This window comes from Mediterraneibacter torques, from assembly GCF_044591705.1.
GTDB lineage: Bacteria > Bacillota > Clostridia > Lachnospirales > Lachnospiraceae > Mediterraneibacter > Mediterraneibacter torques.
The window spans coordinates 1328510-1343268 of the sequence record NZ_CP172594.1 but is presented as its reverse complement, the minus strand read 5'-3'; the positions used below and the strand labels follow the sequence as shown (position 1 = coordinate 1343268).

Annotated in this window: 18 protein-coding genes; 17 read left to right on the top strand and 1 reads right to left on the bottom strand. The window is 40.9% G+C overall.

Annotated elements, in window-relative coordinates; translation table 11 throughout:
* The first annotated feature begins 105 nt into the window (after positions 1 to 105).
* Positions 106 to 1089: a site-specific tyrosine recombinase/integron integrase gene (xerA, locus tag ACH9UM_RS06260; RefSeq protein WP_400092308.1), complete on the top strand. Its 984-nt coding sequence runs from the start codon at positions 106 to 108 to the stop codon at positions 1087 to 1089.
* 16 nt (positions 1090 to 1105) lie between these two features.
* Positions 1106 to 1645 (top strand): restriction endonuclease subunit S, encoded by a 540-nt coding sequence (locus tag ACH9UM_RS06255; RefSeq protein WP_400092306.1) that lies wholly within the window; start codon positions 1106 to 1108, stop codon positions 1643 to 1645.
* On the opposite strand, the gene ACH9UM_RS06250 is transcribed toward ACH9UM_RS06255, so the two are convergent.
* Positions 1642 to 2238, bottom strand: a complete 597-nt coding sequence (locus tag ACH9UM_RS06250; RefSeq protein WP_400092303.1) for a restriction endonuclease subunit S — start codon at positions 2236 to 2238, stop codon at positions 1642 to 1644. The two genes, ACH9UM_RS06255 and ACH9UM_RS06250, sit on opposite strands and share 4 nt — an antisense overlap.
* A 96-nt stretch (positions 2239 to 2334) precedes the next feature.
* Here ACH9UM_RS06250 and ACH9UM_RS06245 point away from each other — a divergent pair, with 96 nt between their 5' ends.
* The 15 genes from ACH9UM_RS06245 to ACH9UM_RS06175 all read left to right on the top strand — a co-directional run bounded on the left by ACH9UM_RS06245 (position 2335) and on the right by ACH9UM_RS06175 (position 14732).
* Positions 2335 to 2973: a hypothetical protein gene (locus ACH9UM_RS06245; protein WP_400092301.1), complete on the top strand. Its 639-nt coding sequence runs from the start codon at positions 2335 to 2337 to the stop codon at positions 2971 to 2973.
* A gap of 14 nt (positions 2974 to 2987) precedes the next feature.
* Positions 2988 to 6065: a type I restriction endonuclease subunit R gene (locus ACH9UM_RS06240; protein ID WP_400092298.1), complete on the top strand. Its 3078-nt coding sequence runs from the start codon at positions 2988 to 2990 to the stop codon at positions 6063 to 6065.
* Positions 6066 to 6263: 198 nt separating this feature from the next.
* Positions 6264 to 6776 (top strand): hypothetical protein, encoded by a 513-nt coding sequence (locus ACH9UM_RS06235; protein ID WP_400092295.1) that lies wholly within the window; start codon positions 6264 to 6266, stop codon positions 6774 to 6776.
* A gap of 131 nt (positions 6777 to 6907) precedes the next feature.
* Positions 6908 to 7141, top strand: coding sequence for a hypothetical protein (locus ACH9UM_RS06230; RefSeq protein ID WP_400092293.1), 234 nt, complete (start codon positions 6908 to 6910; stop codon positions 7139 to 7141).
* Between the two features lie 184 nt (positions 7142 to 7325).
* Positions 7326 to 7694 carry a helix-turn-helix domain-containing protein gene (locus ACH9UM_RS06225; RefSeq protein WP_044997959.1) on the top strand — a complete coding sequence of 123 codons (369 nt, stop codon included), beginning with the start codon at positions 7326 to 7328 and terminating at the stop codon, positions 7692 to 7694.
* 52 nt (positions 7695 to 7746) lie between these two features.
* Positions 7747 to 8496, top strand: coding sequence for an ImmA/IrrE family metallo-endopeptidase (locus ACH9UM_RS06220; RefSeq protein WP_242853588.1), 750 nt, complete (start codon positions 7747 to 7749; stop codon positions 8494 to 8496).
* 274 nt (positions 8497 to 8770) lie between these two features.
* Positions 8771 to 8947, top strand: a complete 177-nt coding sequence (locus ACH9UM_RS06215) for a hypothetical protein (RefSeq protein WP_337461307.1) — start codon at positions 8771 to 8773, stop codon at positions 8945 to 8947.
* Positions 8948 to 9551: 604 nt separating this feature from the next.
* The gene (locus ACH9UM_RS06210; RefSeq protein ID WP_400092289.1) at positions 9552 to 9884 is read left to right on the top strand and encodes an HTH domain-containing protein; all 333 of its coding nucleotides are present in this window, start codon (positions 9552 to 9554) and stop codon (positions 9882 to 9884) included.
* Positions 9885 to 9943: 59 nt separating this feature from the next.
* Positions 9944 to 10342 carry a DUF4406 domain-containing protein gene (locus ACH9UM_RS06205; protein WP_400092286.1) on the top strand — a complete coding sequence of 133 codons (399 nt, stop codon included), beginning with the start codon at positions 9944 to 9946 and terminating at the stop codon, positions 10340 to 10342.
* Between the two features lie 10 nt (positions 10343 to 10352).
* Complete coding sequence (locus ACH9UM_RS06200) at positions 10353 to 10478, top strand: hypothetical protein (RefSeq protein WP_400092283.1); 126 nt, start codon at positions 10353 to 10355, stop codon at positions 10476 to 10478.
* Between the two features lie 83 nt (positions 10479 to 10561).
* Positions 10562 to 10903: a hypothetical protein gene (locus ACH9UM_RS06195; RefSeq protein ID WP_288702776.1), complete on the top strand. Its 342-nt coding sequence runs from the start codon at positions 10562 to 10564 to the stop codon at positions 10901 to 10903.
* Complete coding sequence (locus ACH9UM_RS06190) at positions 10903 to 12030, top strand: DUF2800 domain-containing protein (protein ID WP_400092281.1); 1128 nt, start codon at positions 10903 to 10905, stop codon at positions 12028 to 12030. The genes ACH9UM_RS06195 and ACH9UM_RS06190 overlap by 1 nt, the downstream gene beginning before the upstream one ends.
* A 3-nt stretch (positions 12031 to 12033) precedes the next feature.
* Positions 12034 to 12576, top strand: a complete 543-nt coding sequence (locus ACH9UM_RS06185; protein WP_004843285.1) for a DUF2815 family protein — start codon at positions 12034 to 12036, stop codon at positions 12574 to 12576.
* 70 nt (positions 12577 to 12646) lie between these two features.
* Positions 12647 to 12817, top strand: a complete 171-nt coding sequence (locus ACH9UM_RS06180) for a hypothetical protein (protein WP_400092278.1) — start codon at positions 12647 to 12649, stop codon at positions 12815 to 12817.
* Positions 12798 to 14732, top strand: a complete 1935-nt coding sequence (locus ACH9UM_RS06175) for a DNA polymerase (RefSeq protein ID WP_400092275.1) — start codon at positions 12798 to 12800, stop codon at positions 14730 to 14732. The genes ACH9UM_RS06180 and ACH9UM_RS06175 overlap by 20 nt, the downstream gene beginning before the upstream one ends.
* Positions 14733 to 14759: the final 27 nt, after the last annotated feature.

The window sequence follows — 14759 nt, the reverse complement described above, 5'->3', positions numbered from 1 at the left end:
GCTAAATTCTCATTTAACCTGATAACTCCTACCAACGGCAGGAGTAAAAACCAACGGAACTGCCGTTGATTCGTTCTCTGGAAATAAATATAAGGAGAACGAATTATGAAACAAAAAATTATGGAAGAGATTGTGCAACAGATGTTGCCATATCTCAATAATGCACAGTTACAAAAATTACAGGCGGTCTTGGAACATTCGTTTTATGACTATGAGATTTCCAACAAGGTCAAAGAAACGGAAGACGATAGCCAAAATTTGATTGACGCTTTTGTGTATGCAAAACGAATTGAAGGATGTTCAGAGAAAACGCTGAAATATTACCGAACTACGATAGAGGCAATGACAGAAGCCATAGATAAAGGTGTGCGCCATATGCAGACGGATGATCTCAGGGCTTACCTTACAAACTATCAGGAGAAACATGGTTCAAGTCGTGTGACGATTGATAATATTCGTAGAATTTTATCCAGTTTTTTCTCATGGTTAGAGGATGAGGATCATATTTTGAAAAGTCCAGTGCGTCGGATCCATAAGGTGAAGACAGCTACCAACATCAAAGAAACGTACACTGATGAGGAACTGGAGAAGATGCGTGATAATTGCACAGAACTTCGAGATCTTGCGATTGTTGATATGTTGGCGTCAACAGGAATGCGTGTTGGAGAAATGGTACTACTGAATAAGACAGATATTAATTTCAATGAGCGTGAATGCGTTGTATTCGGCAAAGGAGATAAGGAGCGAGTTGTTTACTTTGATGCAAGGACAAAGATCCACCTGAAGAATTACATTGACAGTAGGAGTGATGAAAATCCGGCTCTTTTTGTAACACTGAGGTATCCACATGCAAGAATAACAATTGGTGGTATAGAATCTCGTTTGCGAGAAATGGGAAAAGTTTTAGAAATAGAAAAAGTCCATCCGCATAAATTCAGAAGAACACTTGCAACAATGGCGATAGATAAAGGAATGCCAATTGAGCAATTGCAACAGCTCTTAGGGCATAAGCGAATAGATACGACCTTGCAGTACGCAATGGTCAAACAGAGTAATGTCAAACAAGCGCATAGGAAATATATAGGTTAGATAGGAAGGTGGAAGCATGGCAGAGTGGGAAAAAACCACGTTGGAAAAATGTACAGATATATTGGGAGATGGTCTTCATGGCACACCTAAATATACAGATGGTGGAGAATATGCATTTATAAATGGCAACAACCTTGTAAATGGTGAGATTTTAATTAAGAAAGATACAAAAATGGTAGATTATAGCCAGTATGAGAAATATAAGAAACCATTAACAAATAGGACTTTGTTAGTGTCTATAAATGGTACATTGGGAAATGTGGGTATGTATAATTCGGAGAAAATCATCTTAGGTAAAAGTGCTTGCTACTTTAATGTGAAGGAGTTTGTCGATAAAGATTTTATTTATTATGTTGTTTCTTCTCCGATGTTTAGACAGTACCTTGAACATAGCGCTACTGGAACAACAATAAAAAATATATCATTGAAGCAAATGAGAGAGTATGAGTTTTTACTTCCACCAATAGAAAAACAAAAACAAATATCATCTGTATTGAAAATGATAGATGAAAAAATCAAAAATAACAGAAGGGTAAATGAGAATTTAGCGGCTTAAAGATTGATGGCTGAGATGTCGATTTCGCCGGACATCAACTTGGGAAGTAATGTATCCCGCATAGCAGCCAAAGAATTATTTTCATGTATGTTTATGGCAATGAGGTCAAATAAGTACTTTAGCGTATTGGTAAATGCAGCGGAATTTTCATCTTTAGGACAAGGTATTTGACAAGTTTCTAAGTCTGATGGTTTTATTGATGGAAAAGTCGAGGTGCTTTGTTCTGCTAACTGCTGCATTTTCTCAACAAAATTCCTTTCTGTTATACACAGATATATTAACTCATTACACACCAAGAAGTTTTTGCTTCTTATAACCGCAAAGCCAGTGGACGCAAGCATGTTTGGCAATGGATCGCTGATAATACCAAAGTGATTTTGATTAGGACGCACTGTTGAGAACAGGACATCTCCTGCTACGACTTTTCGTCTTGCCCTACTTGGTAGTTTTTCGTTTGAAGGAACAATCCTTTGAATATTCGCTATAACTCCATTAGTAATGCTGCTTGTATCAAGATAATTAACATACCTCCATGCTTCTTTCGGAGAGTATGTGTCAGGATTGATTGTAGCAACATCAGCAAGTGGCAGCAATTGGTACCCATCTTCGTTTGTGGCAACCCATTGTTTTTTGATCGCTTGCGCTTGAACATATAAATTCTCATTTAATATTTGAGGGGAGAATTTTATATGCTAAAAGACTGGAATTTTTGGTGTTCTGTGATTACGGCTTTAACGGCTACATTGGCATTAGTTTTATCTATTCGCCAAATAAGTCTTAGTAATAAACACCAGTTATTTGACCGCAGAATGGAAGCATACATGTTAACAAATGGACTTATCGCTCTTTGCAAGGATAATTATATGTGGCTTTCTCCGAAAAGAGAACAAATATCGCAGTTTGCCAATGATTATATTTTTATATGGCTTACCAATAATACTTATATGGAGAATCAGGCAGACGCTATTGAACATCCGTTAGAGCAGCCTTTTCACAAAGAATTTTTGCGAAAAAGAGAAGAAATTAGAATTACAGCGGCAGAAATTGATTTGATTTTTAATGGAGAAGCAGCATCAGCATACAGCAATTTTTTAAGAAACTATGAGGTTGCTTTGGCTGTAATGTATGAATATCAGATTATTATTGATAAAATGCAGAAAGAAAATGAAAAACACCCAATGACGATAGAGGAAGCGGAAAAACTGTTTTCAGAAGAAAAATATAGGGAGAATCTTTATCATGCATTGGAAAATCTTAAAAAAGCATATGATACAGTAGCAGAGGAAAAAATAGAAAAGCAGATAAAGAAGCAGCTTAAATTGGTATAAAAAGGAGGTCCATTATGCCGAGTTTGTTTACAGAAGACACTTATGAACAGGCCATTATTGAACTGTTTGAGAATATGGGGTACGAGCATTTGTATGCACCAGATTATGATAGAGATTATACTAGCCCGCTTCTGGATTCTGTTCTTCGGGATAGCTTGGTGCGTATTAACCGTGGCTTGCCGTTAGATGCGATTGAAGAAGCGATAGCAAAGCTGAAAAATTTTGATACAGGAAGTTTATTGCAGAAAAACATTACCTTTATGGATTATCTGCAGAATGGTATTACTGTAAAATTTTTTGTAAAAGGCGAGGAACAGTCTTCAATTGTTCGGTTGGTGGATTATGAAAAAGAAAAGAACAATACTTTTTATGTGGTAAATCAATTTACATTTCTGGAGAATGGTAACAATCGTAGACCGGATATAATTTTGTTTATTAATGGTCTCCCATTAGTGCTTATGGAATTAAAAAGTCCAGCAAAGGATGAAGTGGGTGCAGAAAATGCATATAATCAGATTCGCAATTATATGCAGGATATTCCGTCTATGTTTTATTATAATGCAATATGCGTTATCAGTGATCTTTCTACAAATAAAGCAGGAACAATTACTTCTGGCTTGGATCGATTTATGGAATGGAAAACAAAGGATGGAAACTATGAAGAAACAGCATATGCTCAATTCGATGTATTTTATGAAGGAATGTTTCAGAAAGATCGTCTGTTAGATATTTTGAAGAATTTTATCCTTTTTTCAGGTAGTGGTCAGGGAAGATTTAAGGTTCTGGCGGGATATCACCAGTATTTTGCAGTTCGTAAGGCTATTGAAAAAGCGAAAGTAGCAACAAAAACAGATGGAAAAGGTGGCGTGTTCTGGCATACACAAGGATCTGGAAAATCATTGTCGATGGTATTTTATGCGCATTTATTGCAGGATGCTCTGGATAGTCCGACGGTTGTAGTTATGACAGACCGGATTGATCTGGACGATCAGTTATATTTACAGTTTTCCCAATGTGCAGATTTTTTAAGGCAGACTCCAGTTCAAGCAGAAAGTAAGGAACATTTAAAAGCATTACTGGATGGTAGAAGTGCGAATGGAATTATCTTTACCACTATGTTTAAATTTGAGCGTGGGGAGAAGCCTTTGTCAGAACGCAGGAATATTGTGGTTATGGCAGATGAGGCACATCGAGGACAATATGGATTTGATGAAAAAATTGTCATATCGAAAAATGAAGATGGAGAAAAAGAGGCACATACAGTAATTGGAAATGCCAGAATTATCCATGATGCATTACCGAATGCCACTTTCATTGGATTCACAGGTACACCTATTTCTGCAAAAGATCGGAATACTCGTGAAGTGTTTGGTGAGTATATTGATGTATATGATATGACACAGGCAGTGGAAGATGGAGCAACCCGTCCAGTTTATTATGAAAGTCGTGTTGTGCATTTGAAATTGGATCAGAATACGTTAGCTCTTATAGATTCTACATATGATATATTGGAACAGCAGTCAGATAGTGCCACAATAGAAAAGAGTAAAAAAATGCTCGGACAGATGGAAAGTGTTCTGGGAGCAGATTCCACAATTATATCTTTATGTGATGATATCGTGGAACATTATGAAAAATATAGGGCAAATCTGCTGACAGGAAAAGCAATGATCGTAGCGTATTCCAGACCGATTGCTATGAAAATATATCACCAGATTTTAAAAATCCGACCGACATGGAAAGAGAAAATTGGTGTGGTCATGACGAGCGGTAATAATGATCCGGAAGAATGGAAAGAAATCATCGGAACTAAGTCGCATAAAGAAGAGCTTGCAAGAAAATTCAAAGATAATAATGATCCAATGAAGATAGCCATTGTTGTAGATATGTGGCTCACAGGATTTGATGTTCCTTCTTTGGCTACCATGTATGTGTACAAGCCAATGCATGGGTATAATTTGATGCAGGCAATCGCTCGTGTTAATCGTGTATTTAAAGATAAAGAGGGCGGATTGATCGTAGACTATGTTGGAATTGCATCGGCATTAAAGGCTGCAATGAAAGAATATACGAAGCGTGATCAGTCTAAATATGGCGATATGAATATTGCAAAGGTGGCGTATCCAAAATTCCAAGAGAAACTGCAGGTATGTAAGGATTTATTACATGGTTTCGATTTCAGCGGATTTTTTGGTGGATCTCCACTTACAATGGCAAAACTTATTACTGGTGGTGCAAACTATGTATTAGATGCAAAGGCACCGGACAGAAAGGATCTTTTTTTAAAAGAGGCTATGCTTCTAAAACAGTCACATTCGCTTTGTTCTAGTATGACTACGGAACGTGAACGTCATGAAGCCGCTTACATGGAAGCAGTTCGTTCTACAGTTATTAAAGTCACTTATGGCGGAACAGGTGGTAAAAATCTGTCCTTGAAGGAAATTAATGCTCAGATAAATGAATTGCTTAAGGCGGCAGTCCAGAGTGAGGGAGTCATTAACCTGTTTGATAGTAGTAAGACAGGTGGAGAGAACTTCAGTTTGTTTGACCCGGCAGTATTGGATGAAATTTCTCGAATGAAAGAGAAAAATATAGCTGTAGAAATTCTGAAAAAGTTAATGGCCGAACAGGTATCTCTGTATAAGAGAACAAATGTGGTTCAGTCACAGAAGTTTTCAGAAAAAATCGCCCAGTTAATGAATGCCTATTATAATGGGCTGATTACAAATGAAGAGGTTATAAAAGAGCTTCTGAAAACAGCAGAGGAAATTACAAATTTGTACAAAAATGGTCAGAAGCTTGGTTTGACACAAGAAGAACTGGCTTTTTATGATGCTCTTACTAAACCAGAGCATATTACTGATTTTTATAAAAATGATCAGCTTATAGCACTGACAAAAGAATTAACAGAAATGCTTCGAAGGAATAGGACCATAGATTGGCAGAAAAAAGAAACAGCTAGAGCGACAATGCGTAAGATGGTAAAGCGGCTATTGAAAAAGTATGATTATCCACCAGAAGATTATGATTTTGCAATTACTACGGTAATTAGCCAGTGTGAGTTATGGACTGATAATAGTAGTGGAATGTAAAAAAATTTGTTTTTGTGAATCGCACTGAGGGATAGGGTGCAGTGCATCTCAAAATTTCAGGAAAAAAAATATGTGATTATTATTTGTCGGATACACGTACGGATATTCAAAAATTAAATCTGTAATGTAAGGTAGTGGTGCTAGTGTATTTAATGATGAGAAATAATAATCAGCAGATAGAAAAGAGGTGTGACGAACATGGACTGGAATCTGTTTTGGACGGCATTCGGTGCAATTGGCGGTACTCTTGGTGCTGTTGCTACAACAGCAGCAGTTATGGTTGCATTATGGCAAACAAAATATAGCCAAAAGAAAATTATAAAACTTGGCTTTTCAGATAATTTTCAATTATATAATCCCAATACGGGAGAATCAGTCAAATTTATCGGGATAAGTGTTACTAATACAGGTAACAGAAAGGTTATCATCCGTACATGGGGAGTGCATCTTAAAGAGGGAAGTGCTATTGTAATGCCACCTGTGAATGCGAATGGAATAGAAAAAATGGTATATACAAAGCTGCCACAAACACTGGATTTGGAAGAATCCATAGATCTGCAGTGGCAGAAAGATAAATTTCAATTATTTTTGAAAGCTAATGAGGATAATATAGAGAAGAGTAAGCCGTTAGTCTTTTATGTGAATGATAGTACAGGAAAACAATACACAGTAAAAACAAAAAAGAATGCTTCGTGTTATTTCAAAGAATAGGACTATTGACAAATCGAACAAGTGTTCTTATAATTAAAGTATCGCTACGTTAGGATACATATCGCAGAGTAACACTATCAGGTTGGTTCACTTTCCCTTGACTGACCACAGTAGTAGGAGGCGATGGTTACATGACATTTGAAATCGGTTCGACAGCTTATATTGTCGAGAGCAATCGGATTATTCGTGAAGTGACTATAGTTAAGCGGAACGGAAACTTTTATATAATCCGGTTTGCTACAAGAGGCGGCATCCAAGTGAGAAGCAACAGGCTTTTTGCAAGCTATGATGATGCGGATTCTTCCATACATAAAAAAACAGAAAAAAGGACGGGATATCGTTCTCCATATGACTACATACACTAAAGTGAATGGAAGGGGATAATTTTGCAAAAAAATATGATTGACAATCCCCTTCATATTTTATATACTTTAGTTAGCAAGTTAGCGAACAAGCGAGCGTGCTAATATATGAACACCGATATAAAAAATGAAATGAAGAAATGAAGAAAACGAAAAGAAAAGCGAAAACAGAGAAAAGGTGAAAATTATGATGTATGCGAATTTTGGAGAATTTATAAGTAAGAAGAGAGTTGAAAAGAAAATCACATTGAGGAAAATGGCTGATATGTTAGGGGTATCTGCACCGTTTTTGACTGATGTGGAAAAAGACAGACGCAACCCCTTCGATATGGAAAAACTTACCCAACTCGCACAGATACTGAATTTATCAAAAGAAGAAAATGCACAGATGCTTGACCTTGCTGGAAAGAAGAGAAATGCCGTAGCACCGGACCTTCCAGAATATATTATGGAACGGGACTATGTCAGTGCAGCTTTGAGGACGGCAAGGGACTTGGATGCAGGAGAAGAAGAATGGAACCAGTTTGTCGAGGAACTAAGAAAGCGAAAGGGGTAAGAACCTGTATATGTATAGACCTGAAATTAAAAGAAAGAGATCTGGGGCACCAGTGTTAAGCAGAAAAGAGATTGATGTTATTGGACAGAATATTGTCGGGGATTTTATGCCGGAAGCATTAAAATCTCCACAGGAAATAGATATCGATTTGTTGGCACAAGATTATCTGGGAATGGATCAGGACTTTCAGTACCTGTCGCACTGCGGTGTTTATCTTGGTATGACGGTGTTCAATGACACGGACAAAGTACCCGTGTATGATCCGCAGAATAATTGTGCGGACTATATCAGTGCAAAAGCACATACCGTGATAATTGATAAGACGCTCTTGGAAGAAAATCAGGAACACAGATATCGTTTTACGATGGGACACGAGGCAGGACATGAGTTTTTGCATAAAGAATATTTTGCCTATGATCCTGACCAGATAACGCTGTTTGACCTGATGGGAGAAACTCCGGCACCAATGGTTCAGTGTCGTGTAGATACAAAAAAGATGGATTGCCGGACAGCAAAGAGCTGGACAGACAGGGATTGGATGGAATGGCAGGCGAATGCATTATCATCTGCAGTTCTGATGCCTGTTTCAATGGTACGGATGGTAGCTGAAAATTTTAAACGACCAGGACTGCAGCAGATTTTTTATCATTATGCCCTGGCAGAAGAAGTTGCTTCGATATTTAATGTATCATTTGAAGCAGCAGGATACCGATTGAAACAGCTTGGATATATTCCACAAGAGGCGCATCTGAGCACAGATATTCTTAACATGATTTCTTTTGATTTGGCTTGTAATTACTAGCAGAAGGTTGAAGTATGCGGATTACAGAATGATCCGCATATTTTTTTGACCTAAGCGTTAGCAAGTTAGCGAACAAATGAACAAAAGAAAATATGAATATTATGTTGATTCATGGAACATATTGTAATGTTGACCCACATAGTAATAATATGGGTTTCAGAATAAAATATGAAGTAATATTAGGAAATATGCATACTTTTTGGTTCTAAAATTCGACATTGATTAATATCCTGAAAAAGGGAAATGTAAATTTGTGGAAAGAAGGTGAGAACACATGGCAGATGGAGTAATACATAGATGCACCAAGGAATGCCCATATAATAAGAAATGTTTTGTATGCAAAACAGAATCCGAAGTATCAGGGAGTGTTGTGGTGCTTCATAAATGCATGGTTACGAAGGAGGATATTCCGATTCAGATCGGAAAAGAAGAAAATGCCTGTGTTTTATGATGGGCAGGATAGTAAAGTTAATAATCGGACTAGCTTGTAAAGACAGCCACTAGGATGTGCTGATATTACAGTAGCCTACGAAACAGGGATGTTAGTAGAATGCTGTAAAAAATCAGGAATTCTAGTGGCTTTCTTAAATTCACCCATTTTTTAGCCAACAGCCTGTTGAATGGACAGTCTGTTGGCCTTTTTGTTTCTAAAAAAGGAAAGCTGACGGATTAGGTTAATTACGCAGATAAATTTCTACATTACGGTGAACAAAAGATTAAAGATTTTCAGGAACAAAATGGAGAACAAGTATATAGATGCCTGACTACGATACAGATTTTGGCAGTATTGATGTTCTTCTGAACGATGATGTTCAGTTCAGTATTGGATGTAAAAATACCTAACCTTATATATTCTCTTATTCTCTGCATTTCTGAGTATATTTTTACGAAAAATCGGCAGCTACGAGGAGAATAAGTTATTAGGCATAAAAAATGAAGTTTTGATACGTCTAAAAAATTTTTGAAAATTATTTTTTAATCGTGCAAAAAGTTTGCACCTTTAAAAATTATTCTTTAGTCACAAAGCAAGGAAACAGAAAGGAGGTGAGCGAGAGATGGCAAAAAAGAGTATGACACCAAGTGAGCGCCGTGAGGCGATTCTCAGGGTCTTATGCCAGAGAAGACAGGACAAGATTGATAATCTTGCCGAAGAATTCGGTGTATCAGTCCGGACTATAAAAAATGACATCGAAGAATTAACTCTCGCTCACCCGATTGAGACAGTTCGTGGAAGATATGGCGGAGGTGTAAGAGTTGCTGACGGATATTATGTCGGTCGCAATTACCTGAAACCGAAACAGCAAGAACTGCTCAAAAAGCTGCAAAGCACCCTTCAGGGTGACGATCTTGAGGTGATGAACAGTATCCTTCGTGATTTTGCTTTGTAAGAACTATATTTACGAGAACCCCACGGCCATGAGAGCCGAATGAGAAAGGATGAATTATTATGATGAAAATCTTTATCTGCAGCCCGTATCAGGGCAACATCGAGGAAAACAAAAAGAAGGCAGCATATTACGCAAAGATCGTTGCCAAAGCTGGGAACGTCCCAGTTGCACCACATATCTATTTTCCAACCTTCCTTGATGAGAAGAATCCCAACGAGAGAATGACAGGAATTGAAATGGGACTGGAACTCATGGATGCATGCGATATGGTCTATGTTTTCGGTTTTGAGATTACGGAAGGCATGAGATTCGAACTGGAACATGCCAAGGAAATGAAGAAACCTGTAAGACTTTATGACAGAAATTTTGAACAGATTTGTGTCAAAACGCTTCCGATTGATGACCGTGCCAGTGATGAGTACCGTTCCCTGATTAAGGGGCAGAAGCTCATGAGATAGGAGATCCGCCATGTCAGGAAGAGTAAATGTCCTTTACGGACTGAATCAGGGTGACCGAATTATGGTCACCCGTGGAAAAGAGAAGAAAAAAGCAGCCGTTGTTAAGGAGTACCCGTTCCATATTCTGATGGATTAGGGAAAGTACAGGTCCAGTGTAAACAAAGTTGATGTGTATACAGGCGATGTGAAACTGGCACACATTTGAAAGGAGAGAACGCCATGAGCGAAGCATTATTATTGGTAGCTGAGGGCTACGAGCAGATTGCTGCAGGAATCAGAAAGATGGTTGCAGCACAGAAAGATACACCAAAGAAAGAGGAGAAGCCTGTGAAGAAGGCTGAAAAGAAAGAAACTCCTGTGGCAGATACACCGAAGGAAGAAGCTGCACCGAAGGAGACAGCCGTTGACAGAAAGACGGTCCGTGCTTTCCTTGCGGACAAGTCCAGATCAGGAAAGACATCAGAAGTCAAGAACCTGATTGAGCAGTTCGGATTCCAGAAGCTGTCAGATGTTCCTGATGAGAAACTGCCGGAATTGTATGAGAAAGCGCAGGTGCTCTAATGGGCGGACATGCAAGGTTCTCCCCATCGTCCGGTAAAAGACGTCTGGAATGCCCTCCATCGTTACTGTTGGAGGAGCAGTTTCCGGACGAAGAATCTCCCTTCGCAGCAGAGGGGAGTGCCGGACATGCGATGGCAGAGTACCTCATCAATAAATATCTGAAGAGAAGGACCAAAAGACCTGTATCTGATTATTATTCGGATGAACTGCTCGAAGCCGTGGATGATTACGTGGAATATAACATCACCCAGATCGAACAGGTAAGGAAGGATTGTGATGACCCGTTCATCGGAGTGGAACTGAAGGTCAGCCTGGCACACAGAATCAAAGGATGTTTCGGTACTGCAGATATGGTGGTGGTCGATTCCCATAAGATCCATATTATCGATCTGAAACTTGGCAAGGGTGTGGTGGTCGATGCAGAACAGAATGTCCAGCTTATGATCTATGGACTGGGAGTCCTGGACATGCTCGGTTTCTTATATGAGATCGACACGGTGGAGCTTACCATCGTCCAGCCGAGGATCGAGCATTTCTCCACCTGGGAAATATCAGCCGAGGAGCTGCTTGTATGGGGAAAGGATGTTCTTGAACCGAGAGCAGCAAAGGCTCTTTCAGGCGAGGGAGAGTTTAAGGCCGGAGACCACTGCCGATTCTGCAAGGCAAGATTTACATGCCGTGCAAGGGCAGAGGAGTATTTAAAACTTGCCCAGATGGAATTTGCCGAGCCGGTCCTTATGTCGGACGAGGAGATTGCAGAAGTCCTTTCCAAGGCCGATGCACTGAAGAAATGGGCAGAGGAGGTTTACACCTATGCTCAGAATGAAGCAGTAGTTAACCATAAAGAATGGCCGGGCTATAAGCTGGTCCTGGGAAGAAGTAACCGTAAATATACGGATGAAAAGGATGTGGCAGAGGCAGCACAGAAAGCCGGATACACGGATATCTTCAAAAAGAGCCTGATCGGCATTACCGAGATGGAAAGGATGATGGGCAAAAAGAAATTTAATGAGATCCTTGGTTCACTGGTGTACAAGCCTGACGGCAAGGTCACACTGGTGCCGGATTCAGATAAAAGAGAAGCAGTTAAAACAGCAACCGCAGAAGCGGATTTTAAGGAGGACTAAATTATGACAACAGCAAACTTAACCAAAGTAATCGTACCTTGCAGACTCAGCTATGCACACCTGTGGGAGCCGGATTCCATCAATGGAAGCGAACCGAAGTACTCTGTCTCCTGCATCATCGACAAGAATGATAAGGAGACTATTGCCAAGATCAAGAAGGCAATTGAGGTAGCCAAGGATGAAGGAAAAGGCAAGTGGGGTGGTAAGATCCCGGCAAATCTGAAGACACCGCTCAGAGACGGTGACATCGACAGACCGGAGGATGAGGCATATGCGGACAGTATGTTCTTAAATGCCAACAGCAAACAGGCCCCTCAGATCGTGGACAGACAGGTACAGCCGATCCTTGACCAGAGCGAGGTATATTCCGGCTGCTACGGAAGGGTATCCATTACATTTTATGCTTACAACAGCAACGGCAACAAGGGCATTGCTGCCGGACTTGGAAATGTACAGAAGTTAAGGGACGGAGAGCCTCTCGGTTCCAGAGCCAATGCGAAGGATGAATTCGAGGCAGTGGATGCGGAGGACGATTTCCTCGCATAGAAACAAAGCAGCAGATCATAGGAAGGGCGGTGGCATACACCGCCCGGATACATAAAGGAGATGTACTTTCATGGAAGAACTGATGAAGGAACTTAACAGCATAAAAAAATATATCCCGTATAACACATACCGCACCATCAAGGGACAGGTGAAGTCCGGCAATGTGGAAGCAGCAAGAACAGGAATCAACAAAATAAAGAAAAGAGCGGAGGGACAGAAGCATGGACACACTTGCAATTGATATTGAAACATACTCAGATGTGTCCCTGCCGGACTGCGGGGTACACAGATATGCAGCATCGGAGCAGTTCGAGATCCTTTTGTTTGCATACAGTCTGAATGACGAACCAACACAGATCATTGACCTGGCATCCGGGCAGACGATACCGGATGAAATCATGGAATGCCTTATGGATGATTCCGTTGTAAAAACAGCATTCAATGCTGCCTTTGAACGTAACTGTATCAACCGATTCTTCGGGCTTTCCTTAAAGCCGGAAGGATGGAGATGCACGGCAGTTCAGGCATCCATGCTGTCGCTCCCGTTGTCACTGGAAGGTGTTGGTGAAGCACTGAACCTTGATAAGAAAAAGATGTCGGAAGGCAAAGACCTCATCCGCTATTTCTGTATGCCGTGCAAGCCTACCAAGGCAAACGGGGGCAGGACAAGAAACCTTCCGTCTGATGCACCGGAGAAGTGGGAACTGTTCAAGACATACTGCATCCGTGACGTGGATGTGGAAAAGCAGATCAGAAGCAAGCTGGCAAAATTCCCCATACCAGACAGAGAACAGGAACTTTACTGTATGGACCAGAGGATCAATGACCGTGGAATCATGGTTGACCGTGAACTGATCAGCCATGCAGTGGCGTGTGACCTTTTATATAAGGAAGCAGCATCCAAGAGGGCATATGAGATATCAGGACTGGAAAACCCGAACAGTGTATCACAGCTTAAGGAATGGCTGAATGAAAAAGGCATCGAGGTGGATTCCCTTGCCAAGGCTGCAGTAGAAGAACTGGTGGAGAAAACGGAAGGGGAAGTATCCGAGATGATGAAGCTCAGGCTTTCCATGTCAAAAACCTCGGTAAAGAAATATGAGGCAATGGAACGCTCCGTCTGCCCAGATGGAAGGGTGCATGGATTATTACAGTTTTACGGGGCCAACCGTACAGGAAGATGGGCCGGCAGACTCGTACAGATCCACAACCTTCCGCAGAACCACATGGAAGATCTGGAATTGTCACGTTCCATCGTAAAGGAAGGCAGATATGACCTTGTGGAGCTTTTATATGATTCTACCCCGGAGGTGCTGTCGGAACTGATCCGTACCGCATTCGTGGCAAAGCCGGGATGCAGATTTATTGTCAGCGACTTTTCCGCAATCGAGGCCCGTGTCATGGGATACCTTGCCGGAGAAGGATGGGTCATGGAGGAGTTCCGTGGTGCAGGCAAGATCTATGAACAGACGGCATCTAAGATGTTCCATATTCCGATTGAAGAAATCACAAAAGGAAGCCCGTACCGTGCAAGAGGAAAGGTAGCATCGCTTGCCTGTCAATATGGCGGTGCGGACGGTGCGCTCGTCAGCATGGGAGCACTTAATTTTGTGGAAGAAGAGGAATTGAAAGGGCTGGTGCAGTCATGGAGGACAGCAAATCCGCACATCGTGAATTACTGGTATGAAATTGACGGTGCGGTAAAGGCAGCCGTGAAGGAGCGGAAGATGACAACGGTCGGAAGGGTGACCGTATATTATCAGTCCGGGATGTTAAAGATTGCACTGCCGTCAGGACGGGTACTGTCCTATGTAAGGCCGAGGATGACTGTGAACCGATTCGGTTCGGAGAGCATCAGCTATGAAGGTGTCGGCACGAACCGCAAGTGGACGAGGATCGAATCTTACGGGGCGAAATTCTGTGAGAATATCGTTCAGGCAACCGCAAGGGATGTACTGGCAGAAGCGATGCTCCGTCTGGAAAAGAAGGGATTTGATATCGTGTGCCACATCCATGATGAAGTGGTGCTTGAAGTGCCGGAGGGGACATCTTCGGTGGAAGAAGTAAATGAAATCATGGCGGTATGCCCTGACTGGTGTGAGGGGCTTCCGCTTAAGGCCGCCGGATTTGAAAGTCCGTTTTACAAGAAAGATTAGGAGGCAGAAACATGTTTGTATCAATCG